18 protein-coding genes are annotated in these 23,134 nt (G+C 46.6%); 17 read left to right on the plus strand and 1 reads right to left on the minus strand.

What is annotated here, in order from left to right; translation table 11 throughout:
- Positions 1-424 precede the first annotated feature (424 nt).
- The 12 genes from BMZ71_RS04510 (at position 425) to queA (ending at position 14,692) form a co-directional block, all read left to right on the plus strand.
- Entirely contained in the window at positions 425-1,681 is a 1,257-nt protein-coding gene (locus BMZ71_RS04510) for a competence/damage-inducible protein A (RefSeq protein ID WP_086988666.1), read from the plus strand.
- A gap of 105 nt (positions 1,682-1,786) precedes the next feature.
- Positions 1,787-2,857: a recombinase RecA gene (gene recA, locus BMZ71_RS04515; protein WP_068560577.1), complete on the plus strand. Its 1,071-nt coding sequence runs from the start codon at positions 1,787-1,789 to the stop codon at positions 2,855-2,857.
- Positions 2,858-3,093: 236 nt separating this feature from the next.
- Positions 3,094-4,653, plus strand: a complete 1,560-nt coding sequence (rny, locus tag BMZ71_RS04520) for a ribonuclease Y (RefSeq protein ID WP_068560578.1) — start codon at positions 3,094-3,096, stop codon at positions 4,651-4,653.
- A 142-nt stretch (positions 4,654-4,795) separates the two neighbouring features.
- Positions 4,796-5,602 carry a TIGR00282 family metallophosphoesterase gene (locus tag BMZ71_RS04525; RefSeq protein WP_086988665.1) on the plus strand — a complete coding sequence of 269 codons (807 nt, stop codon included), beginning with the start codon at positions 4,796-4,798 and terminating at the stop codon, positions 5,600-5,602.
- Complete coding sequence (locus BMZ71_RS04530) at positions 5,599-5,973, plus strand: YlbF family regulator (RefSeq protein WP_177187491.1); 375 nt, start codon at positions 5,599-5,601, stop codon at positions 5,971-5,973. The genes BMZ71_RS04525 and BMZ71_RS04530 overlap by 4 nt, the downstream gene beginning before the upstream one ends.
- 33 nt (positions 5,974-6,006) lie before the next feature.
- Positions 6,007-8,601 carry a DNA mismatch repair protein MutS gene (gene mutS, locus BMZ71_RS04535; RefSeq protein WP_086988663.1) on the plus strand — a complete coding sequence of 865 codons (2,595 nt, stop codon included), beginning with the start codon at positions 6,007-6,009 and terminating at the stop codon, positions 8,599-8,601.
- A gap of 5 nt (positions 8,602-8,606) precedes the next feature.
- Entirely contained in the window at positions 8,607-10,637 is a 2,031-nt protein-coding gene (mutL, locus tag BMZ71_RS04540) for a DNA mismatch repair endonuclease MutL (protein ID WP_086988662.1), read from the plus strand.
- 74 nt (positions 10,638-10,711) lie between these two features.
- Entirely contained in the window at positions 10,712-11,317 is a 606-nt protein-coding gene (locus BMZ71_RS04545; RefSeq protein ID WP_086988661.1) for a DUF937 domain-containing protein, read from the plus strand.
- Between the two features lie 107 nt (positions 11,318-11,424).
- The gene (gene msrB, locus BMZ71_RS04550; protein WP_086988660.1) at positions 11,425-11,850 is read left to right on the plus strand and encodes a peptide-methionine (R)-S-oxide reductase MsrB; all 426 of its coding nucleotides are present in this window, start codon (positions 11,425-11,427) and stop codon (positions 11,848-11,850) included.
- A 166-nt stretch (positions 11,851-12,016) separates the two neighbouring features.
- Positions 12,017-12,628, plus strand: a complete 612-nt coding sequence (gene ruvA / locus BMZ71_RS04555; protein WP_086988659.1) for a Holliday junction branch migration protein RuvA — start codon at positions 12,017-12,019, stop codon at positions 12,626-12,628.
- Between the two features lie 5 nt (positions 12,629-12,633).
- Positions 12,634-13,647 carry a Holliday junction branch migration DNA helicase RuvB gene (gene ruvB, locus BMZ71_RS04560; protein WP_086988658.1) on the plus strand — a complete coding sequence of 338 codons (1,014 nt, stop codon included), beginning with the start codon at positions 12,634-12,636 and terminating at the stop codon, positions 13,645-13,647.
- Between the two features lie 16 nt (positions 13,648-13,663).
- Positions 13,664-14,692 (plus strand): tRNA preQ1(34) S-adenosylmethionine ribosyltransferase-isomerase QueA, encoded by a 1,029-nt coding sequence (gene queA, locus BMZ71_RS04565; RefSeq protein WP_086988657.1) that lies wholly within the window; start codon positions 13,664-13,666, stop codon positions 14,690-14,692.
- Between the two features lie 99 nt (positions 14,693-14,791).
- Here queA and BMZ71_RS04570 read toward each other — a convergent pair whose 3' ends face one another.
- The gene (locus tag BMZ71_RS04570; RefSeq protein WP_068560596.1) at positions 14,792-14,971 is read right to left on the minus strand and encodes a YjzD family protein; all 180 of its coding nucleotides are present in this window, start codon (positions 14,969-14,971) and stop codon (positions 14,792-14,794) included.
- Between the two features lie 143 nt (positions 14,972-15,114).
- Here BMZ71_RS04570 and dnaE point away from each other — a divergent pair, with 143 nt between their 5' ends.
- The 5 genes from dnaE (at position 15,115) to fur (ending at position 23,123) form a co-directional block, all read left to right on the plus strand.
- A complete protein-coding gene (gene dnaE / locus BMZ71_RS04575) occupies positions 15,115-18,453 on the plus strand; it encodes a DNA polymerase III subunit alpha (RefSeq protein WP_086988656.1) in 3,339 nt (1,112 codons plus the stop codon).
- A 321-nt stretch (positions 18,454-18,774) separates the two neighbouring features.
- The gene (gene pfkA / locus BMZ71_RS04580) at positions 18,775-19,737 is read left to right on the plus strand and encodes a 6-phosphofructokinase (RefSeq protein WP_086988655.1); all 963 of its coding nucleotides are present in this window, start codon (positions 18,775-18,777) and stop codon (positions 19,735-19,737) included.
- A gap of 51 nt (positions 19,738-19,788) precedes the next feature.
- On the plus strand, positions 19,789-21,546 hold the full coding sequence (gene pyk, locus BMZ71_RS04585; protein ID WP_086988654.1) for a pyruvate kinase: 1,758 nt from the start codon (positions 19,789-19,791) through the stop codon (positions 21,544-21,546).
- A gap of 221 nt (positions 21,547-21,767) precedes the next feature.
- Positions 21,768-22,634 carry a CvfB family protein gene (locus BMZ71_RS04590; RefSeq protein ID WP_086988653.1) on the plus strand — a complete coding sequence of 289 codons (867 nt, stop codon included), beginning with the start codon at positions 21,768-21,770 and terminating at the stop codon, positions 22,632-22,634.
- A 33-nt stretch (positions 22,635-22,667) separates the two neighbouring features.
- Positions 22,668-23,123, plus strand: a complete 456-nt coding sequence (gene fur / locus BMZ71_RS04595; RefSeq protein ID WP_068560606.1) for a ferric iron uptake transcriptional regulator — start codon at positions 22,668-22,670, stop codon at positions 23,121-23,123.
- The last annotated feature ends 11 nt before the right edge of the window (positions 23,124-23,134 follow it).

Genomic DNA, 23,134 nt, shown 5'->3' on the forward strand with positions numbered 1-23,134 from the left:
AAGTAACCGATACGATCAACCACAGACCAAGAAAAATAATGGGCTATACAACACCTGCAGAACGCCTTCAGGAAGAACTGGCCGATTTACAAGCAGCTTAAGGTGTTTTGTTGGTTCTATAGGATAAGAGAACAGATTAGCTGAGTCAAGAGCCGCTTCGCTCCTTCTCTTGACTCAGCCAACCTATCCACTTGAGTCAGAACCACCAACAACTCACCCGAAAAATGATAAGGGATGAAACACTCCCTGCCGTCAATGGCTTCAAAGCATTGGTAATACTGGATTATTGAGTAATTCGCTGTCTATAAAGGTTTTTAAAATTTTTTATGCATTTGATATTGCAATTAAGCCTTTCTTTATCTTTTTTATGCAATTGAATTTTTTGTTGTATTTAAGCGAATACTATGGATGTGAGGGATCAGATATGAATGCAGAAATCATTTCAGTCGGAACGGAATTGTTGATGGGGCAAATAGTGAATTCGGATGCGGCATTCATCGCCAAGCAATTGACCGGTTTGGGCATCGACTCGTATTTCCAGACAGTTGTCGGAGATAATCCGGGGAAAATAAAAGAAGTGATCAAAATTGCTGAATCGCGAAGCGACTTGTTGATCTTCACAGGAGGACTCGGCCCCACTCAAGACGACTTGACTAAACAGACGGTGGCGGACCATCTTGGGGAAGAGCTTGTCATGGATAGAACTGGATTGATGCATATCCGGCAATGGTTTGAACGCTCTGGAAGAAGCATGACGCAGAACAATGAGCGTCAAGCATTGGTATTCAGGGACGGTATAGTCTTCCCAAACCCAATCGGACAGGCGCTCGGTACCTATATTGAAAAAAATGAGAAGGGTTACCTGCTGTTGCCGGGCCCGCCAAGAGAACTTGAGCAAATGTTCCGGCAATCCGTGACGCCATTCCTGTCCGATAAATATGAAGATCAGCAAGTCATCTTATCGAAGACCCTCCGCTTTTTTGGAATCGGTGAATCTACCTTGACAACGCTATTGGATGAAATGATCCGCAATCAGACCAATCCTACGATAGCACCCTATGCCGGGAAATACGAAGTGACCTTGAGAATCACCGCAAATGCCGCAACAGAGGCGGTATGCGAAAAGTTAGTGGATGAAACAAAAGCGGAAATATTGGCGATCGTCGGTGAACACCATTACGGTGACGGCGACGAATCAAGCTTGGCTGAAGTGGTAGGAAAGAAACTTTTGGAGAGCAAAAGCTCCCTCAGTGCAGCAGAAAGTTTGACCGGAGGGCTTTTTCAATCGGAACTTGTCAAAGTTCCTGGCATAAGCGAGGTCTTCGCGGGAGGCATCGTATCTTATCAAGCTGAGGCGAAACAACGGGTTCTTGGCGTTCCGGAGCATGTCATAGAAACTTATGGAATGGTGAGCCCGGAGTGCGCGGTTGCGATGGCGGAATGCGCGCGCGAATTGTTTGACACCGATCTGGCCATTTCGTTCACAGGCGTAGCCGGACCTGATCAAATGGAGAATAAGCCGGCCGGGACGGTGTGGATTGCCTTAAGCAAAAAAAATGGACCGACCGCCGTCCAAGGTTTTCGATTTTCCCGCGATCGTCTCGGGAACAGGGAGCAAACCGTCCTGCAGGGATTTGATATGATCAGGCGGCATTTGATGGATTCTGATTTAGAAAGATAAAAAAACGAACATCTGTTCACTTTATTCTTGCTTTTTTACACAGAAAAGGATAGTATTACGTTGTGGTGTTAATGCATGCAAATGAAAGCTTGGAGGAAACAATTGATGGCTAATTTAAATGATAATAGACAAAAAGCCTTGGATGAGGCTCTGAAAAAGATAGAAAGAAACTTTGGGAAAGGTTCTGTCATGAAACTTGGGGAAAAAGTGGACACAAAAATTTCCACTGTACCAAGTGGCTCATTGGCGCTTGATGTTGCGTTGGGAGTAGGCGGTTATCCTAGAGGCCGTATCATCGAAGTGTACGGTCCTGAATCATCAGGTAAGACAACAGTCGCCCTCCACGCGATTGCTGAGGTACAAAAAAAGGGCGGCGTTGCTGCATTTATTGATGCTGAGCACGCTTTGGATCCAAAATATGCTGCGGCTTTGGGTGTGGATATTGACGAATTGCTGCTTTCCCAACCGGACACAGGTGAACAAGGTCTGGAAATCGCTGATGCATTGGTTTCATCAGGTGCTGTCGACATTGTGGTCATCGATTCGGTTGCCGCATTGGTTCCGCGTGCTGAAATTGAAGGCGAAATGGGAGACTCCCATATGGGTCTGCAAGCGCGTCTGATGTCCCAGGCTTTACGGAAACTGTCCGGATCGATCAACAAAACAAAAACGATTGCCATCTTCATCAATCAGGTCCGCGAGAAAATCGGTATCATGTTCGGTAATCCGGAAACGACTCCCGGGGGTAGAGCGCTTAAATTTTATGCTACTATCCGACTGGAAGTCAGAAGAGCGGAACAGATCAAGAGCGGAACAGAGATCATGGGTAATCGCACAAAAATTAAGGTAGTCAAAAATAAAGTTGCGCCGCCATTCAGAACTGCTGAGGTGGACATCATGTACGGCGAAGGCATTTCTCAAGTCGGCGAAATCATCGATATGGCTTCAGAGAAAGATATCGTCAACAAGAGTGGCGCTTGGTATGCCTATAAAGGGGAACGCATCGGGCAGGGTCGCGAAAATGCCAAAAAATTCCTGCTGGAGCATCCAGAAATGCGGGCTGAAATCGAGAAACTTGTTCGGGATGAATATGGCATAGGTGACAAAAAGGCTGTAGAGATAATTGCAGAAGAAAAAGACGAAATGATTGAATCGATCGATCTATTGGACGAGTAAACGATGTTTTCAACGAGGCCGGGATAAAAATCCAGGCCTCTTTCTTTTTTTAGACGAAAAAGGACAACATTGGAACAGAAAAACATGTATTTTGTTGATGTTACCGTTTTATCGTTGACATGTCAGTATTCTACGTTTAGAATGAATTTATGTGTATCGCTTCATTCTGCACATTGTAAAATCAATTTTTATTCATTTTTTTGACAACAAAATTAAATAGATACGGAGGTGAAACTATGGATATATGGACTTTAGCCTTCGCTATCATAGCTTTAATTGTTGGTGTCGTTGTCGGATATTTATATCGAAAATCGAATCACGAAAAAGAAATAGCTGGTGCCAAAAATACCGCTTCCCAAATTCTTGAAGACGCTCGTAAAGAAGCAGAAACAACGAAAAAAGAAGCTATGTTAGAGGCGAAGGATGAGAACCACAAATACCGCTCTGAAATAGAAGATGAATTGCGTGAAAGACGCGGTGAGGTTCAAAAACAAGAAAATCGATTGATCCAAAGAGAAGAAAATTTGGATAGAAAAGATGCCAGTTTATCGAAACGTGAGCAATCTATCGAGTCAAAAGAGGATAATCTTGTCAAAAGACTAAACGCTTTAGTTTCTGAGGAAAATCGCATTCAAGCATTGGTGGAAGAGCAACAGCATGAACTGGAGAGAATCGCTACATTGTCCCGTGAGGAAGCAAGACACATCATCATGGACGAAACAGAAAATCAACTGTCGCATGAAATTGCGGTCATGATCAGAGAATCTGACCAAAAAGCGAAAGATGAAGCAGATCGTAATGCGAAAAACATTATCCTGCAGGCAATTCAGCGAAGTGCGGCCGATTTGGTTTCGGAAGCAACGGTTTCAGTAGTTACTTTGCCTAACGATGATATGAAGGGCCGGATTATTGGCCGCGAAGGAAGAAACATTCGGACTTTGGAGACCTTGACAGGTATTGACCTGATCATCGACGATACGCCCGAAGCGGTCGTATTGAGCGGATTTGATCCTATCCGAAGAGAAATTGCGAAAATGGCTTTGGAGAAATTAATCCAAGATGGACGCATCCATCCTGCAAGAATTGAGGAAGCAGTTGAGAAAGCCCGTAAGGATATGGATGAGCGCATAAGAGAAATCGGCGAACAAGCAACTTTTGAAGTTGGTATCCATTCTTTGCATCCTGATCTGATTAAAATTTTGGGTCGTCTGCATTTCCGCACTAGTTATGGGCAAAATGTCCTGAATCACAGCATCGAAGTCGCAAAACTTTGCGGTGTAATGGCTGGAGAACTAGGCGAAGACATCAATTTGGCCAAACGTGCAGGGTTATTGCATGATATCGGAAAAGCTCTCGATCATGAAATAGAGGGTTCACACGTTGAAATCGGCTCAGAAATCGCTCAGAAATACAAAGAAAATCCGGTTGTGATCAATGCAATTGCCTCCCATCATGGCGATGTTGAAGCAAACTCAATCATATCAGTATTGGTCGCATCTGCTGACGCATTATCTGCTGCTCGTCCGGGCGCAAGAAGCGAATCTCTTGAAAACTACATTCGCCGTTTGGAGAAACTGGAAGGAATTGCAAACAGTTTCGAAGGTGTGGCAAGCAGTTTTGCTATCCAGGCAGGTAGAGAGATCCGCGTGATGGTCAAGCCAGACCAACTTGACGATTCTCAAGCTATACGTGTAGCTCGTGAGATTAGAAAGAAAATCGAAGAAGAACTAGATTATCCGGGACACATCAAGGTTACGGTTATACGCGAAACAAGAGTAATTGAATATGCCAAATAATGAAAAACCAAACGGGACAGCTTTTTGTCCCGTTTTTTGCTTTTTATGACCATACTGTTTGCTGGACAAGGGTGCAACGGCTTATCGAAACAGTCAAAATATGTTACTATAAAAAGACTAGAATTGAGAGAAGAGGCTGAAGATGAAAGTATTATTTATTGGAGATGTCGTAGGTTCAATCGGCAGACAGATGCTGCAGGATACACTTCCACTACTGAAGAAACATTATCGTCCGCAAGTGACCATCGTAAATGGAGAGAATGCAGCTGGCGGCAGAGGCATAACGGAAAAAATCTATAAAGAATTTTTGCAGACCGGTGTCGATGTCATCACCATGGGGAACCATACGTGGGATAACCGTGACATATTCGAATTCATCGGAACAGCCAACAAGATGATCCGTCCCGCTAATTTCCCGGAAGGGACTCCTGGCATCGGTTGGACGATCATAAAAGTGAATCAATTGAAATTAGCTGTGGTGAACCTGCACGGACGCGTCTTCATGAATAGTCTGGATGATCCTTTCCGAAAAGCGGATGACATCCTTGAGCAGGTCCGCAAAGAAACGAATTGCATCTTTGTCGATTTTCATGCCGAAACAACCAGCGAAAAACAAGCGATGGGCTGGTATTTGGACGGTCGCGTATCGGCTGTGGTCGGCACGCACACGCATGTGCAGACAAATGATGCGCGCATTTTGCCTGACGGGACAGGCTATCTGACAGACGCTGGAATGACCGGGGCTTATGACAGCATTTTGGGTGTCGAAAAAGAAATCATCATCCAGAAATTTCTGACGCAATTGCCGATCCGCCACGAAGTACCTGAAAAAGGCCGAAAACTGCTCTCAGGCTGCTACGTTGAAATCAATGACCAGACCGGCAAATGCGTAAAAATCGAAAACATCGTGATCAATGAAGATCGTCCATTTGGAGGGGAATTCTATTGACCCAAGAACTACCTATCGAAGGTCCGACAGAAGTTGAATTAAATAGTCTGATCGAGATACTGAAAAAAAATGAAGTAATCACCCGTTACCAAGAGGTCAAAGAAAATATAAAAGAGAATCGGGCGCTGGAACAATTGATTGAGGCCATCAAAAGCAAACAAAAAGAAGCCGCGGCTTTTGAACATTATGCTAAGCCAGCAGCGGCTGAAAAAACAGCCGCTGAATTAGCCGACCTCAACAAGCAATTGAAGGACAGCATAGCAGTCCAACAATACCGAGAAGCTTTATGGGATGCCAACGAACTATTGGAGAATGTCATCGGCATCATCCAACGCGGCATCGATAACGCTGTCGAAAAAGATGAAGTATGAGGATTGAAGAGATATATTGATAGAGGTGAAAAAATGCCACAGAAGACTAAAAATACGCCGATGATGGAACAATATCTATCCATAAAAAAACAGTATCCGGATGCGTTTTTATTCTATCGTTTGGGCGATTTCTACGAATTGTTCCACGATGATGCCATGAAGGCCGCAAAATTACTGGAAATAACGCTGACGAGCCGCAACAAAAATGCTGATGAGCCGATTCCGATGTGCGGGGTTCCCTATCACGCAGCGGCGGAATACATCCGGAGACTCGTGGAAATGGGGCACAAGGTCGCCGTTTGCGAACAGATGGAGGATGCCAAGCTGACAAAAGGCATGGTGAGGCGGGAAGTCGTCCGGGTTATTACCCCGGGTACATTTTTGAATGAGAATGGCAGCGAGAACAAGGCAAATAATTACTTGGCAAGTGTCTTTCGAAATGAAGCCGGCGGGTATGCGCTCGGATATGTCGATATCGGGACGGGGGAGTTGAAAGTCACCCTCCTGACCAACGAAGATGGCGTATTCAACGAGCTCCAGACGTTGCCGTTCAAAGAGATTGTCCTGGACGCAAAAACAGCTGAAGTCCTGACGGAAAAGTTGGAAAAACAGTTTGGAATCCTGGTTTCTATCCAGGAGAAGCTGATTCCGGAAACGGATGTCCACGATCTGGTTGGGGAATTGCCGCAACAGTCGGAAAAAGATGTGCTAGTTTTGTTGCTGAGCTATCTTTCGGATACCCAAAAGCGCAGCCTGTCACATCTTCAAAAGGCCGTTGCTTATCAAACCGACGCTTTTCTGAAGATGGATACCTATGCGCGGCGCAACCTCGAGTTGTCCGCATCCATCCGGACGCAGCAGAAGAAAGGCAGCCTGCTGTGGACGCTGGATGAAACAAAAACGGCTATGGGCGGGCGGATGCTGAAACAATGGCTTGAAAAGCCGCTGATCAACCTGAGCGACATACTCGAAAGGCAACGGAAAGTGGAGTCGCTGGTCAACCACTATTTTGAGCGGATGGACATCAACGATGCTTTGACATCGGTGTATGATCTGGAACGTTTGGTCGCCAGAGTGTCGCTAGGTAATATCAACGGTCGTGATCTGATCCAGCTGAAAACCTCTCTGCAGCAGATTCCAGGGTTGGTCCAAGCCATCGCAACAATCGATGAACCGGATGTTTGGCAGGATGTCATCGGCAAATTGGAATCTTACCCAGAAATCATCGAACTGATTGAACGGGCAATCACGGATAATCCACCTATCCAAATCACCGAAGGCAACATTATCCGCGATGGCTACCATGAGCAATTGGATCGTTACCGCGATGCGATGAACAATGGGAAACTTTGGATAGCGATGCTGCAGAAAGAGGAAAGAGAAAAGACCGGTATCAAAACGCTGAAAATTGGCTACAACCGCATTTTTGGCTATTACATAGAAGTAACGAAGGCGAACCTTGCGGCGTTGCCAGAAGGTACGTATGAGCGCAAACAGACGCTCGCCAATGCCGAACGATTCGTCACACCTGCATTGAAAGAGAAAGAGACGCTTATTTTGGAGGCGGAGGAAAAGTCTGTCGAATTGGAGCATGAGTTGTTTGTCGCCTTGCGGGAGGAAATAAAAGGATACAGCCGACAGTTGCAGGCGCTTGCCAAATTGGTGGCGGAGATCGATGTCCTGCAGTCGTTCGCTCATGTCAGCGAAGCCTATCATTTTTCCAAGCCCGAGTTGAGCAACAGCGACCGCAATCTGTCCATCAAAGAAGGGCGCCATCCGGTTGTGGAACGCGTCATCGGCAAAGACAAATTTGTGCCCAACAGCATTTCCATGGATGAGGACAATCATATTCTGCTGATCACCGGGCCGAACATGTCAGGTAAGAGCACCTACATGCGTCAGGTTGCGTTGATTGTCATCCTGGCCCAGATGGGTTGTTTTGTGCCGGCCGAGAAAGCCCATTTGCCGATCTTTGACCAAATATTCACGCGTATTGGTGCGGCTGATGACCTCTATTCCGGGCAGAGTACATTCATGGTCGAAATGGTCGAAACGAACCAAGCATTACGCTTCGCGACCGATAAGAGTTTGATCTTGTTCGACGAAATCGGCAGAGGAACGGCAACGTACGACGGCATGGCATTGGCGGAAGCGATCCTGCGTTACATCAATCGCACCATCAAAGGAAAAACGCTGTTTTCGACGCATTTCCATGAATTGACCCAACTCGAAGACAATTTGGCGGGGACAAAGAATGTTCATGTCGGGGCAATCGAAAAAGACGGAGAATTGGTGTTCCTGCATAAACTGATGCAGGGTCCTGCAGACAAAAGTTATGGCCTACATGTAGCCAAGCTGGCCGGAATGCCGCATGAATTGATTGCCGAGGCGCAGGTCATCCTCGACTCATTGAATGAACAGCATGTGCTGCATTCAGGTTCGGACTTGTCTGTTCCGGATGATACAATTGAGCAATTGGCGTTGTTTCAGGAGAGCGCGATGCATCCGAACGAGAAGCACGTTCTCGATGAATTGTCGGACTTGGCGCTGGAGGATTGCACACCGATGCAATCTATGCTGATGCTGGACAGTTGGAAAAAGTTGCTGAAATCGCAAAAAAGTAGGTGAGTAAGATGGCCAAAATCAGGGAGCTTTCCCAAATATTGACGAACCAAATCGCTGCCGGTGAAGTGATCGAACGGCCGGCATCGGTCGTTAAGGAATTGGTTGAGAACGCAATCGATGCCAACAGTACCCAGATCGATGTTTTCATCGAAGAAGCTGGATTAAAGAAGGTGCAGGTCACCGACAACGGCGATGGCATCGCGGCGGATGAGGTGAAACTTGCCTTTACGCGGCACGCGACCAGCAAAATCTATACGCAGGATGATCTTTTCCGCATCCACTCGTTGGGGTTTCGGGGTGAGGCTTTGCCCAGTATCGCTTCCGTCGCCAAAGTTTCGATCGAAACGGCTGTCGCTGATCAGAGCGGCACCTACTTGTCGATAAAAGGCGGCGTCATCGAGGAAGAAAGGCCGAACAAATCCCGTAAAGGGACGACGATCATCGTCGAAGATCTTTTCTACAACACGCCGGCCCGTTTGAAATACATCCGTTCCCTCCAGACTGAATTGTCGAACATCACCGACATCATGAACCGGATCGCCTTGAGTCATCCGGAGATCGCCTTCCGTTTGCATCATGAAGGCAACCAACTTCTGCACACGGCTGGCAACGGCGATCTGCGCCAGACTATCGCGGGCGTTTACGGGACACTGACCGCCAAGAAGATGAAACTGATCGAGAACGAAAATTTGGACTTCAAAGTGAAGGGCTACATCAGTTTGCCTGACACGACGCGGGCAAGCCGCAACTACATCACCTTGATACTGAACGGGCGTTTCATAAAAAATTACGCCTTGAATAAAGCGACCATCGATGGCTATGGATCCAAGCTGATGGTCGGCAGGTATCCGCTCGCTGTCATTGTGATGGATGCGGATTCCTTGTTGTTGGATGTGAATGTCCATCCTTCGAAAAAAGAAATCAGGATCAGCAAAGAAAAAGAACTCGGAGAATTGATCCAGAGCGCGGTCGCTGCTGTTTTGCGGACCGAAGAACGCATTCCGAGCGGCATCGAAAATCTGAAGTTCAAACGCCCGAGTCCAGCTGAACCGGTCCGGACCGAGCAATTGAGCGTCTCTTTCCGGTCATTCGATCAAGAGGTCGTGCAAGAAACGGAAACGAAGCTGCCGGCGACAAACGAATATGAGGATTTCCGGTCTTTGGAGACAGCATGGGACAACGGGCCGGTTCATAATGGAAATTCGCAACGTGAACAAGCTTTTGTGGGTTCTGAAGTAGTCGCGCCTTCGGAGGGCCTGCCGCCTACAAGTGAAGAACAAGAAGTTTACGCTGTTCCGTTCACTGATCAACCAACGCAGGACCACGATGAACCGAATGCTCCACATGTATCTATCCATCCAAAAAATCCGGTTGCCCATGAAGAACCGATCATGAAAACCGTTCAGAAAGTCGAAGCGGAGGCAGAGAAGGGACCGGCGAGCAAGCGTCCGTTCCCGGATTTGCACTTTTTCGGCCAGATGCACGGTACTTACCTGTTCGCGCAGAATGAAAACGGCCTCTACATCATCGATCAGCATGCTGCCCAGGAGCGAATCAAATATGAATATTATCGTGAGGAAATCGGCAAGGTTTCCACCGATCTCCAAGGCTTGCTGATACCGATCATTTTGGATTATCCTGCGAATGAATTCCAGTTGATCCAGGAAAGCCGAGAGGTACTGGAATCGATGGGCCTGTTCCTGGAACCGTTCGGCCAAAACAGTTTCATTGCCGAAAAGCATCCCGCCTGGTTCACGCCGGGTGAAGAGGAAGAAATTCTGAAGGAACTGGTGGAAATGTTTTTGGCTGAAGGCGATATCTCCATCAAAAAGCTTCGGGAAGCGACGGCCATCATGATGAGCTGCAAACGCTCGATCAAGGCGAATCATTTCCTCAGCGACAAAGAAGCGCGCCAATTATTGGCCGATCTTGCCGAAACGGACAACCCCTACAATTGCCCGCACGGCAGACCGGTGCTGATCCAGTTCTCCAACCAGGATATGGAGAAGATGTTCAAGCGGATCCAGGACCCGCACTGAAAGCTTATCATTTCTTATTTCTGCTTATTTATTGTAAAATCAGGTTAGTTAAATAACAGATAGGAGTGGAAAAAATGGTGCAAATCAATGACATTTCCGAAATGATGGGAGAACTGAACAAAGAAAGTTCGATCCAGGCCTTGGGCAGCAAAACGGGCGTTGATGCAAGCATTTTGCCGAAATTGGCTGTTGTTGCAATTCCTTTGATCCTTCGGGCATTAAGCAAAAACGCAGAGTCAAAAGCAGGGAAAGATTCCTTATCAGACGCATTGGAAAAACATAAAGGTCAGACCAAAGACGTATCCTCGATTGAAGATGTGTTCAAGAAGGTCGATACAGATGATGGCGATAAAATATTGGATCATGCCTTCGGGGACAAAGATAAAGTCGTGGATCAGATCGCTGCCCAAACAGGCATCAGCAAATCTGAGGTTGCCACGGTCTTGGCTTCCATGGCGCCAATGATTCTGGGCATGTTGGCTGACAAAAAGGATGCCGATGGATTGGATGCCGATGGTGTGGCCAAACAGACCGACATTTTCTCCAAACAAGCTGAAGAAACAGCCACAAGCAATTTCGACATTACCGATCTCTTTCCTAAGCAGTCCGGAACGACAACTCCTTCAGCTACGGGCGGATTGGGTGGTATTTTGGGAAGCATTTTGGGGAACCTGTTCTGATCAAAGACTAAATAAACAGATAAAAAGCAGAACAAGACTTTTTTGTTCTGCTTTTTTGCATTTTTTGATATACTGGAGCAATGAAAAGAAAGGGGTCTGATACTAAGATGGACAACAAAGAGGAACTATTGAAGCGCTTGACGCCTTTACAATATGAAGTGACACAGAACGAAGCTACGGAAAGACCTTTTTCCGGCGAGTACGATGATTTTTATGAAAAGGGCATCTATGTGGATGTCGTGAGCGGAGAACCATTGTTCAGTTCTGCAGACAAATATGATGCAGGCTGCGGCTGGCCTTCTTTTGCAAAACCGATTTCCACTCTGAAGGAGCTGGAAGACCGTAAGTTGATGCGCAAACGCACGGAAGTCCGCAGTTCTCAAGCCGATTCCCATCTGGGGCATGTTTTTGAGGACGGTCCTGCGGAGTTGGGCGGCTTGCGCTACTGCATCAATTCGGCAGCCATGCGCTTCGTCCCTTACGATCAATTGGATGCGGAAGGCTACTCTGAATACAAACAATTATTCGAATAGTCAGCAAAGATAAGTCCCATGGCTACCGGTCCTGGGACTTTTTGTTGCTTCATGCAGACCAAACGATTGTTCCCACATAAATGGCTGATCGGCTGTCATTTCCGTTCGGTTTTATGTTATGATAGGACCGAATGAAAATCAGGAAATGAAGAGTAGGAGTCAGATGATGTACGAATACATAAAAGGTAAATTAGTCTTTGTGGGACCGCTCTATGTGGTTCTGGAGAATGGTGGCATAGGCTACCAATTGCAGGTTGCGAATCCTTTCCGGTTCTCCGGAAGTTTGAACCAGGATGTGACATTTTACATCTATCAGGCAGTCCGCGAGGATGCAATCACCCTGTTCGGTTTCAAGGACTACACGGAAAAACAGTTGTACTTGAAATTGATCAGCGTCTCTGGGATCGGACCGAAGAGTGGCTTATCGATATTGGCGAGCGATGATCACTTAGGCCTGATCCAAGCGATTGAAACGGATAATGTGGGGTATTTGGTGAAATTTCCTGGTGTAGGCAAAAAAACGGCTGCGCAGATCATCTTGGACTTGAAAGGCAAACTCGGGGAATTGCTGCCGGATACCTATTGGCTGGAAGAGCATCCCGTCCATGAAACCACTCGCGGACAGTCTGCTGTCTTGACGGAAGCCTTGGAAGCATTGACCGGTTTGGGCTATTCGGATCGAGAAGTGAAGAAAATACTGCCGCTATTGGAAAAGGAAAACTATTCCAACACAGAAGAAGTGCTTCGTGCGGCTTTCAAGCTACTTTTAAAAGGGTGATATAGATGACAGCTGAAAACAGAATCGTTTCCGGAAATACGGAAGATCTAACAGAAGATTTGATTGAAAAAACATTACGGCCGCAAATGATGGCGCACTATATCGGCCAAGACAAAGTGAAGAATGAACTGAAAGTTTATATTCAAGCCGCAAAAGCGCGCAGTGAAGCCTTGGATCACGTGCTATTGTACGGGCCGCCCGGATTGGGAAAAACGACATTGGCGATGGTCATTGCCAATGAATTGGATGTCCGGATCCACAGCACGAGCGGACCCGCAATCGAGCGGCCAGGCGATCTGATGGTATTGCTCAATGAACTGGAAGCGGGGGATGTCCTCTTCATCGATGAGATCCATCGCTTGCCGCGGATCGTTGAAGAAGTGCTCTACTCTGCCATGGAGGATTATTATGTGGATATCATCATCGGGCAAGGGCCTACAGCCCACCCAGTCCACTTTACCTTGCCGCCGTTCACACTGGTCGGTGCCACGACAAAAGCCGGCAGTCTGTCGGCTCCCCTGCGCGACCGGTTCGGCATCGTTTCGCGGATGGAATATTACAGCCTTGAAGATCTCCGGCAGATTGTCCATCGCTCGTCGGATGTTTTGTCCACGAAAATCGATGAGTCAGGCGCTGTCGAAATCGCTTTGAGATCCAGAGGCACCCCGCGTGTTGCCAACCGGCTGCTCCGGCGTGTGCGCGATTTCGCCCAAGTTTATCGCGATGGACTGATCACGAAGGAAATTGCTGATAAGGCCTTATCCATTTTAAGCGTGGACAATAAAGGGCTTGATGACTTGGACAGGCAAATATTGACGACGATGATCCGTTTCTACAATGGTGGCCCCGTTGGTCTTTCGACGATAGCAGCCAACATTGGTGAAGAAATGGAAACGATAGAGGACATGTACGAACCCTATCTGCTCCAATTGGGTTTCCTGCAGCGCACCCCGCGCGGCAGGGTAGCGACTCCGATGGCATACGACCATTTGGGGATATCGTATGATACAGAAAAATAAGTGAGGTATTTTATCAATGAGGACAAGTGATTTTGATTTTTATTTGCCGGAAGAGCTGATTGCGCAGACACCACTGCTGGATCGGTCATCATCCCGGCTTCTTTCCCTGGACTCCAAGACTGGAGCAATCACGGACAAACATTTCACCGACATGGTGGCGGAACTACAAGAAGGCGATGCGCTGGTGTTGAACAATACACGGGTGCTTCCGGCGCGACTGCATGGCGTCAAACCGGATACGGGCGGGCATATCGAAGTTCTGCTTTTGAACAATATCCAAGGAGACGAGTGGGAAACGCTCGTCAAACCAGGGAAGCGGGTCAAAGTCGGTACAGTCATCTCTTTCGGGGATGGACGCTTGACGGCCGAGGTAACGCAATCGTTGGAACACGGCGGACGCATCTTGAATTTCAAATATGATGGCGTATTTTTGGAGATTTTGGAATCGCTGGGCGAAATGCCGCTGCCGCCATATATAAATGAAACATTGGACGACCAGGAACGCTATCAGACCGTTTACGCTAAAGAAGTCGGGTCAGCGGCTGCTCCGACAGCCGGACTTCATTTCACGGCTGATTTGCTAGAGGAAGTGGCCAATAAAGGTGTCAAGATTGTCTATCTGACGTTGCATGTGGGTTTGGGGACTTTCCGTCCGGTATCGGTCGATGATATTGCCAGCCATGAAATGCATTCGGAATTCTACCAGCTGACGGACGAGGCAGCGCAAGCGCTAAATCAGGTCCGCTCCAACGGCGGTAAAATAGTGGCGGTTGGTACGACTTCTGTGCGAACACTGGAAACGATCGGCACGAAATTTGATGGGGAAATCAAGGCGGACAGTGGATGGACCAAAATTTTCATTTCACCAGGCTATTCATTCAAGGTTGTCCAGGGCATCATCACCAATTTCCATTTGCCGAAATCGACCTTGGTCATGCTGGTCAGCGCTTTTGCCGGTAGAGACAACGTCTTAGCTGCTTATGAGTACGCAGTCAAAGAAAAATACCGATTCTTCAGCTTCGGTGACGCCATGTTCATCAAATAGAGAAAAACAGAACGGGTTCGTTCAGCCAAAAAAACCTTCAGGAAATTGATCCCTGAAGGTTTTTTCGATTGTAATGCCGTCTTTATAAAGAATTATCGGTTATTTATGGGAGGCCGTCTTCGGCATCAACGCAGAAACAAGAACTACGATCAGCGCGGTAAAGATACCTGTCATGGTTGCGATCATAAAGTCATAGCTGCCGCCGGATAAGGCGCTGCCCAGATAAACAGATACTTGCCCTAAGATAAACCCCCAAAAAATGATTGCAATATATTTCATGTCGTGTACACCTCTTCTCGAAATTCATTTTATCACTTTTTCTGAAGATGACAAGCATTACTTGTCCAACGACTTTTTCGCTTCTTGGATTTGGACGCGTACGCTATAATGATAGTATTGATTAGAAAAAGGAGGCTAGAGACATGTCTTTTGTGCATTTGCAGGTTATCAGTGCCTATTCTCTTTTACAGACGACTACCCGAATAGAGGATTTGGTCCGCAGCGCCAAGACAAAAGGCTATCAGGCCATCGCATTGACGGACCAAAATGTCCTTTATGGTCAAGTCGACTTCTTCAAACTTTGTAAAAAGTATGCTATCCAACCCATTCTGGGCATCCAACTGGATTTGCCCGGAATCATCAGTAAAGATCGCACTTTTCCGCTGGTCTTGTTAGCGAAGGATTTTGAGGGCTACAAAAAGTTGATGGCTTTGTCCACGGTCAGGAATCAAGATGTTCCGGACAAGGAATTGTTTTCTCTTTTGGACGATGATTCAAGCCGCATCATCGCGATTACACCTGGAGAAAAGGGGGAAATCGAAAGCTTTTTGAACGGAGATGATCAGCAAAACGCCAAAGCAGCCAGTTTGGCATGGAAAAAAATCTTCGGTCACGGCAATTTTTATTTGGGTGTTCAGCTCCACGAGAAAATGAAGCCAATCATTCCGCGACTGTTGCTTTTGTCGCAGGAGACAAACATTCCGACAACAGCTATGCATGATGTCAGATATCTGGAGCCGAGTGATAATTTCAGTTGCCGTGTACTGAGGGCGATCGAAGCGAACGAAAAAGTGGATTTGCAATCGGAGACTTTGGATGGCACGTACTACTTGCCGTCCTGCGGAGAAATCGAAAGGAAATTCCGGGAAGCAGATTTGGTCGAGTCGGCTGAAACAACCCAGAAAATTGCCGACGAAATTGAAATCGAGCTGCCGCTGCATCAGTCACTGCTGCCGCGCTACCCGTTGCCTCCCGGAACGACACCCCAAGCATACCTCAGAAGGCTCTGCGAAGAAGGTCTACGTCAGCGGATCACTGCCCCGGATGCAGCGTATGAAAAACGCTTGGCATACGAATTGGAAGTCATCCATGAAATGGGATTCGATGATTACTTCCTTATCGTTTGGGATGTGATGGCGTATGCCCGGAAAGCGAAGATCATGCCGGGAGCTGGTCGGGGTTCTGCTGCCGGTTCGCTCGTCTCATACGTCCTGCGCATCACCCATGTCGATCCAATCAAATACAATCTGCTGTTTGAGCGATTTTTGAACAAGGAACGCTACAATATGCCGGATATCGATCTGGATTTTCCGGATAATCGTAGGGATGATATTCTGCATTATGTCCGGGATAAATACGGTTCGGACCACGTTGCCCAAATAGCCACATTTGGAACGCTGGCGGCAAAAATGTCTTTGCGTGATACTGCACGGGTATTCGGACTCACGGTTGCAGAGGCGCAAGCCTGGTCGAATGCGATCCCGAATCAATTGGGCATCAGTCTGGCGGAGGCAAGGCAGAAGTCAAAAGAATTGCAGAACCTGATCAGCACGAACGATGTGAACCGTTTGTTGTACGAAACAGCTGAAAAGATTGAAGGCGTTCCGCGGCATGTTTCCACTCATGCGGCAGGCGTCGTCATCAGCGACAATCCGTTAAGGGACATTGTGCCTTTGCAGAAAAAAAACAGCGAGCTGTATCTGACGCAATACACGATGGGCAACATCGAAGAAATCGGCCTTCTCAAAATGGACTTCCTTGGGTTGAAAAATCTGACGATACTGAACGATGCGGTGCAGTTGGCCAGCGCGGCATGCAAAGAGAGCATCAACATTTGGGAAATGCCGATGGATGATGATCGCACGCTCGAAATATTCCGAAAAGCGGATACGAATGGGGTGTTCCAGTTCGAATCCCCAGGCATAAAAAATGTGTTGCGCAAGCTCGGGCCGGAATCGATCGAAGACATTGCCGCAGTCAATGCGCTTTACCGACCCGGTCCGATGGAACAGATTGATCTTTTCGTTTCGCGGAAAAAAGGGCTGGCCGCAATCGATTATCTCCATCCCGATCTGAAGTCGATCCTCGAGGTAACCTACGGGGTAATGGTCTATCAGGAACAGGTCATGCAGGTGGCTTCACGGATGGCCGGCTTCAGCTTGGGGGAAGCGGATATCCTCAGAAGGGCGATAGGCAAAAAACAAAAATCAGCCATTGATGAAGAAAGAAGACACTTCATTGAAGGTTCGCTGCAGCAAGGGTATTCCGAGCAGACAGCCGAGCAAGTGTACGATTACATCGAGCGTTTCGCCAATTACGGGTTCAACCGTTCGCATTCGGTGGCCTATTCCTTCATAGCCTACCAACTCGCCTACATGAAGGCGCACTTCCCGGAAGCATTTTTTGCCGCTTTGCTGAATTCCGTCAACCAACACTCGGATAAGATGAGGGAATACTTCATCGAACTGAAAAGACGCAACATCAGCATTTCCTATCCGGACATCAACACAAGCAACTGGAAGTTTGCCCTTCAGCAGCAGACGATTCAATTCGGCTTGGGCGGGATCAAGGGCCTCAGACGCGATTTCATCCAGGAAATCATCAAAGAGCGCCAAGCTCACGGGTACTACAAGGATTTCGTGCAATTTTTAAGAAGGATACATCCGAAGTGGCTGAAGAACGAAAATATCACACCGCTCATCTTCAGCGGGGCTTTCGATAGTTTCGGGCATTCGCGTGCGACGCTCTTGCAGTCGCTGCCGGGTATGCTGAACAGCATCGATTACAGCGGGAACAACATCGATCTGTTTTCGATACTGGAACCGAAATATGTCGAAACGGAAGAAATGCCATTATTGGAATTGCTGGATTTGGAAGAAGCCGCGTTGGGCCATTCTTTAAAAGGCCACCCGATCGACCAGTTCGGCAAATTATACAACAATGGTGCTGTTGCGTACGTCACCGAGCTGGCATACGACAAGAAAATGCGCACGATGGGCTTGATCAAAGACATCCGCAGAATCCAGACGAAGAAGGGCGATCCGATGGCTTTCGCAAACTTGACAGACAGTACCGGCGAAATCAGCATCACGATTTTCCCCGAGTACTATATCCGATTCATGAAACTGCTGAAGACAAACCAGTTGCTTGTCGTCGAAGGCAAGCTGGAGCGGTCGAAACAAGCCGACAAAACGAATTTTTTGGTCACGCACATCTGGGATGCCGAAGCTTATCAGGAAATGATGGGTCAAAAAAAGGAGAATGTCTTTATCCGTTTGACGGCGGAAAACAACAAGCCTGAATTGTTCAATAAAATGTATCAGGTGCTGGGGAATCAGCGAGGAGATCATCCTGTTATCCTTTACAATGAAATTACCAAACAAACAATGCGTTTATCAGCAGAAAATTGGGTCGCTATTTCTATTGGATTGCTTGAATCACTGAAGGCTGTTTTTGGAAACGAAAATGTAGCTGTCAAATGAAAATAAAAAGTTGATATCCGTATATTGTTTTCATAAAAGCATAAGCTGCCAAAACGGCTAATCCGTTTTGGATGGATGCATCTGCATCGGATTAGCCGAATACGGGCGGTAGTAATAACAATTTGCCTAAATGTGGCGATATTCCGTACAAGAAGCCATTATTTTTCATTGTTTCTTTTTTAACAAACAAAAAAACGTGAAATTAAAAGACATTTTCATAAAAAGATGATAAGATAGTGAAGGACAAATTCAAAAAATATTTAACGCATGATTTTTTTTGGAAATTGAGAGTTTTTAACTTTATTGATGAGGTGAAGTCTAATGAAACGTATTGCAGTATTAACAAGTGGTGGAGATGCACCAGGAATGAATGCCGCCATTCGCGCCGTTGTGCGCAAAGGCATTTATGACGGTTTGGAAGTATATGGCATCAATTATGGTTATGCAGGTATGGTAGCCGGAGATTTCCGTCGTCTGACGATTGATGATGTCGGAGACACAATCAGCCGTGGGGGTACAATTTTATATTCTGCCCGCTATCCGGAGTTCGCAAAACTTGAAGGACAGCTTAAAGGGATCGAGCAGTTGAAGAAATTCGGCATCGATGGCCTGATCGTAATCGGTGGGGATGGATCTTACCGTGGAGGAGCAGCGCTTACTAAATTAGGGTTCCCGACAATCGGTATCCCAGGAACAATCGACAATGATATTCCGGGTACTGATTACACACTTGGTTTTGATACTGCTATCAATACAGTATTGGAATCTGTGGACAAAATCAGAGATACTGCAACAAGCCATATCCGTACATTCGTTGTTGAAGTAATGGGCAGAAACGCCGGAGACATCGCTTTATGGACCGGTATCGGCAGTGGCGCGGAATCCATCGTCATTCCCGAAAAAGAATTCACAATGGAAGAAGTAGTTGCTGAAATCCAGGAAGGCAGAGCGCGCGGCAAAAAACATACAATCATCATGTTGGCTGAAGGCGTAATGTCAGGGAATGAATTTGCAGAGAAACTTTCCGAATTCGAAGAATTCCACACACGTGTCACTGTTCTGGGCCACGTGCAACGCGGAGGATCCCCTTCAGCGAAAGACCGTGTACTGGGAAGCCTTTTCGGTTACAACGCCGTTAAAATGCTGGAAGAAGGCAAAGGTGGAATCTGCGTAGGCGTCAAGGGTGATGAAGTTGTTTTCAACGATATCATCGATACGCTTGAGAACCAAAAACACTTGCCATTGTTGTCACTTTACCAAATCAACAAAGAAATTTCTTTCTAACGAAAAGTTTACTTACGTTTTACAAAATATAAAATGAGGTGCTTATTTTCTATGAAAAAGACAAAAATTGTATGTACAATCGGACCTGCCAGTGAATCTGTAGAAACACTCGTCAAGTTAATCAATGCCGGTATGAATGTTGCCCGCTTAAATTTCTCGCACGGGGATTTTGAAGAACATGGTGCCCGTATCGTCAATATTCGCGAAGCTTCAAAAATCACAGGTAAAATGTGCGCTATCCTTTTGGATACAAAAGGTCCTGAAATCCGTACAAACAACATGAAAGACGGTATCGTGTCATTGATCGCCGGCGAAACAGTTAGAATCTCCATGACAGAAGTTGAGGGTACAAAAGATAAATTCTCAATCACTTACCCAGAATTGATCAACGATGTTGTTGTCGGAAACCATATTTTATTGGATGACGGCTTGATCGACCTTGAAGTGACTGAAATCGACAGAGAGAACAATGAAATTGTTACTTTGATCAAAAACTCAGGCATTCTGAAAAACAAAAAAGGTGTCAATCTTCCAGGAATCAAAACGAATTTCCCGGGAATTACACAAAAAGATACGGAAGATATTATCTTCGGAATCGAAAATGACGTCGACTTTATCGCAGCGAGCTTCGTGCGTCGCGCGAGCGATGTATTGGCTATCACTGAAATTTTGGAAAAACACAATGCAACCCACATCCAAATCATCCCTAAAATCGAGAACCAAGAAGGCCTTGATAACATCGATGAAATCTTGAAAGTTTCTCAAGGTCTGATGGTTGCCCGTGGTGACTTAGGAGTAGAAATCCCTACGGAAGAAGTTCCTATCGCACAAAAAATGTTGATCAAAAAATGTAACGCTTTAGGCAAACCAGTCATTACAGCAACTCAAATGCTGGATTCCATGCAACGCAACCCACGTCCTACACGTGCTGAAGCAGGGGACGTTGCCAACGCAATCTTTGACGGTACTGATGCAGTTATGCTATCCGGAGAAACAGCTGCTGGGGATTACCCGGTTGAAGCCGTTACGACAATGGCTACAATCGCTATCCGTACGGAAGAAGCGATCGTTGGACAAGATGCATTTGCTTTGAAAGCATACAGCAACACAGATATGGCTGAAGCAATCGGTCAATCGGTTGGACATACAGCCCGCAACCTTAACATCCAAACAATCGTTGCCGCTACTGAATCTGGACATACAGCGCGCATGATCTCTAAATACCGTCCGAAATCACACATCGTTGCAGTCACTTTCTCGGAGCGTCAAAGACGTGGATTGGCACTTTCATGGGGTGTGTATCCATTCGTAACCGAAAAACCTGATTCAACTGATGAAATGATGGAATTGGCTGCAAAAGTTGCCAAAGAAGAAAAATTCGCTAAAGAAGGCGACTTGATCATCATCACTGCCGGCGTACCAGTAGGCGAACGCGGAACAACAAACTTGATGAAGATCCAATTGATCGGAACCAAATTGACTTCCGGCCAAGGTATCGGCGACAAATCTGTCATCGGAAAAGCTGTTGTAGCTCTTTCAGCTGAGGAAGCAATCGCTAAAGCTACAGAAGATTGCATCTTGGTGTTGAAGAACTCCGATAAAGACTATACACCTGCATTTGAAAAAGCTGCAGCAGTAATCGTTGAAGCTGGCGGCTTGACAAGTCATGCTGCTGTTGTTGGTATCGCAAATGGAATTCCGGTAATCGTAGGAGCAGAAAATGTGACTGCATTAGTGCAAGACAACGAATTGATCACAATCGATTCTCGTCGTGGCATCATCTACCGCGGTGCAACTACTACCATCTAAGCTGAACTAAATTAGAGAGCATCTTTGGGTCTGGGACGAGAGTCTCGGACCCTTTTGCTTTGTTTGAATCCTATCTTCCTGATGATTCCATCGGCAAATAGGAAAATATGCTCAAATATAACAAATATGTCAAGCGCGGGATAACGACACTTTGGAAATCATTTTGTGATATGATAAAATGGAAGAAATACAGCGACGGAAGGACCGTCTGGAGGAGAATTATGAGTAAAGTATTAGGTACAATCATTACGGGTGTGATCGTGGACGAGAACGAAAAGAGTGTCTTCGTTCAGAAGGACGGCATCACTTACAGATTGGATAAAGATGAATCGGAAACAGCATTGCAATTGGGGGACACTGTTAAAGGCTTCGTATACGAGGGCATGAACAAGCAACTTCGCATGACCTTAAAAGAACCAGCTAGCCAAGTAGGAAAATACGGCTGGGGAACAGTTGTGGCAGTCCGGAAAGATTTGGGCGTGTTTGTGGATATCGGCCTTGACGACAAAGAAATTGTGGTTTCTTTGGATAACTTGCCCGACATCAAAGCGCTATGGCCAAAAAAAGGAGATCGATTGCTGATTGCCTTAGAGCAAGACAGTAAAGACCGTCTTTGGGGAATCATTGCTGATGAACCGGTATTCCGTTCCATTTCCCGTACTCCGGGTGAGGAATTGAAAAATAAGGACGTCACCGGAACCGTCTTCCGTTTGAAATTAGTAGGAACGTTCATCCTGACGGATGATCATTACATCGGATTCATTCACCCATCCGAGCGGGAGATTGAACCGCGCTTGGGCGAAGTCGTCAGCGGTCGGGTTGTCGGCATCAGTCAACACGGCATGCTGAATCTGTCCTTGAAACCGCGTGCTCACGAAGCAATCAGTGAGGATGCAGCCATGATTCTGGTGTTGTTGGAGCAGAGCCCAACGCATAGCTTGCCTTATTGGGACAAGAGTGATCCAGAAGCAATCAAAGAATACTTTGGTATCAGCAAAGCGCAGTTCAAAAGGGCTTTGGGCCATTTGTTGAAAGCCAGACTGATCATCCAAGAAGACGGACACACTAAATTAATCAAAAAGGATTAGGTCTTCAGCCTGTCCTTAAAGGAGCCGACAGCAGTGACGGAATTGTCATTAAATACCATCAAAAAACAATTGCAAGAGGCAGGATTCAAGCTCACTCCGCAACGAGAAGCGACTGTCAGCGTGCTGCTGGAAAAGGAAAAAGAGCATCTCAGTGCGGAGGAAATTTTCCTGCTGTTGCGGCTTAAGCATCCCGACATTGGCCTTGCCACGGTCTATCGGACTTTGGAAATCTTGACGGAGCTGAACATCACCTACAAAGTTGTGTTTGAAGACGGGTTATCCCGCTACGATTTAAGAAGGACCAGCAATGAACATTTCCATCATCACCTTTTGTGCATAGAATGCGGCAATATCGAGGAAATACACGAAGATTTGTTGGGTGAGGTCGAAAAGGATGTCGAAGCGCGCTATCAATTCGTGGTTAAGGATCATCGTTTGACTTTTCATGGCATCTGCCGGGATTGCCAACAAAAAATGAGGAATAAATAGACTCAAAAAGA

The sequence above is a fragment of the Trichococcus flocculiformis genome (genome assembly GCF_900113645.1).
GTDB classification, from domain to species: domain Bacteria; phylum Bacillota; class Bacilli; order Lactobacillales; family Aerococcaceae; genus Trichococcus; species Trichococcus flocculiformis.

Excerpts from the sequence above, each read along its gene's own strand:
- BMZ71_RS04545 (WP_086988661.1), top strand. The coding sequence starts at position 10,712 with ATGGTGCAAATCAATGACATTTCCGAAATGATGGGAGAACTGAACAAA.
- BMZ71_RS04510 (WP_086988666.1), top strand. The coding sequence starts at position 425 with ATGAATGCAGAAATCATTTCAGTCGGAACGGAATTGTTGATGGGGCAA.
- BMZ71_RS04525 (WP_086988665.1), top strand. The coding sequence starts at position 4,796 with ATGAAAGTATTATTTATTGGAGATGTCGTAGGTTCAATCGGCAGACAG.
- mutS (WP_086988663.1), top strand. The coding sequence starts at position 6,007 with ATGCCACAGAAGACTAAAAATACGCCGATGATGGAACAATATCTATCC.
- rny (WP_068560578.1), top strand. The coding sequence starts at position 3,094 with ATGGATATATGGACTTTAGCCTTCGCTATCATAGCTTTAATTGTTGGT.
- recA (WP_068560577.1), top strand. The coding sequence starts at position 1,787 with ATGGCTAATTTAAATGATAATAGACAAAAAGCCTTGGATGAGGCTCTG.
- dnaE (WP_086988656.1), top strand. The coding sequence starts at position 15,115 with ATGTCTTTTGTGCATTTGCAGGTTATCAGTGCCTATTCTCTTTTACAG.
- ruvB (WP_086988658.1), top strand. The coding sequence starts at position 12,634 with ATGACAGCTGAAAACAGAATCGTTTCCGGAAATACGGAAGATCTAACA.
- BMZ71_RS04590 (WP_086988653.1), top strand. The coding sequence starts at position 21,768 with ATGAGTAAAGTATTAGGTACAATCATTACGGGTGTGATCGTGGACGAG.
- BMZ71_RS04570 (WP_068560596.1), bottom strand. The coding sequence starts at position 14,971 with ATGAAATATATTGCAATCATTTTTTGGGGGTTTATCTTAGGGCAAGTA.
- msrB (WP_086988660.1), top strand. The coding sequence starts at position 11,425 with ATGGACAACAAAGAGGAACTATTGAAGCGCTTGACGCCTTTACAATAT.
- queA (WP_086988657.1), top strand. The coding sequence starts at position 13,664 with ATGAGGACAAGTGATTTTGATTTTTATTTGCCGGAAGAGCTGATTGCG.
- pyk (WP_086988654.1), top strand. The coding sequence starts at position 19,789 with ATGAAAAAGACAAAAATTGTATGTACAATCGGACCTGCCAGTGAATCT.
- mutL (WP_086988662.1), top strand. The coding sequence starts at position 8,607 with ATGGCCAAAATCAGGGAGCTTTCCCAAATATTGACGAACCAAATCGCT.
- ruvA (WP_086988659.1), top strand. The coding sequence starts at position 12,017 with ATGTACGAATACATAAAAGGTAAATTAGTCTTTGTGGGACCGCTCTAT.
- pfkA (WP_086988655.1), top strand. The coding sequence starts at position 18,775 with ATGAAACGTATTGCAGTATTAACAAGTGGTGGAGATGCACCAGGAATG.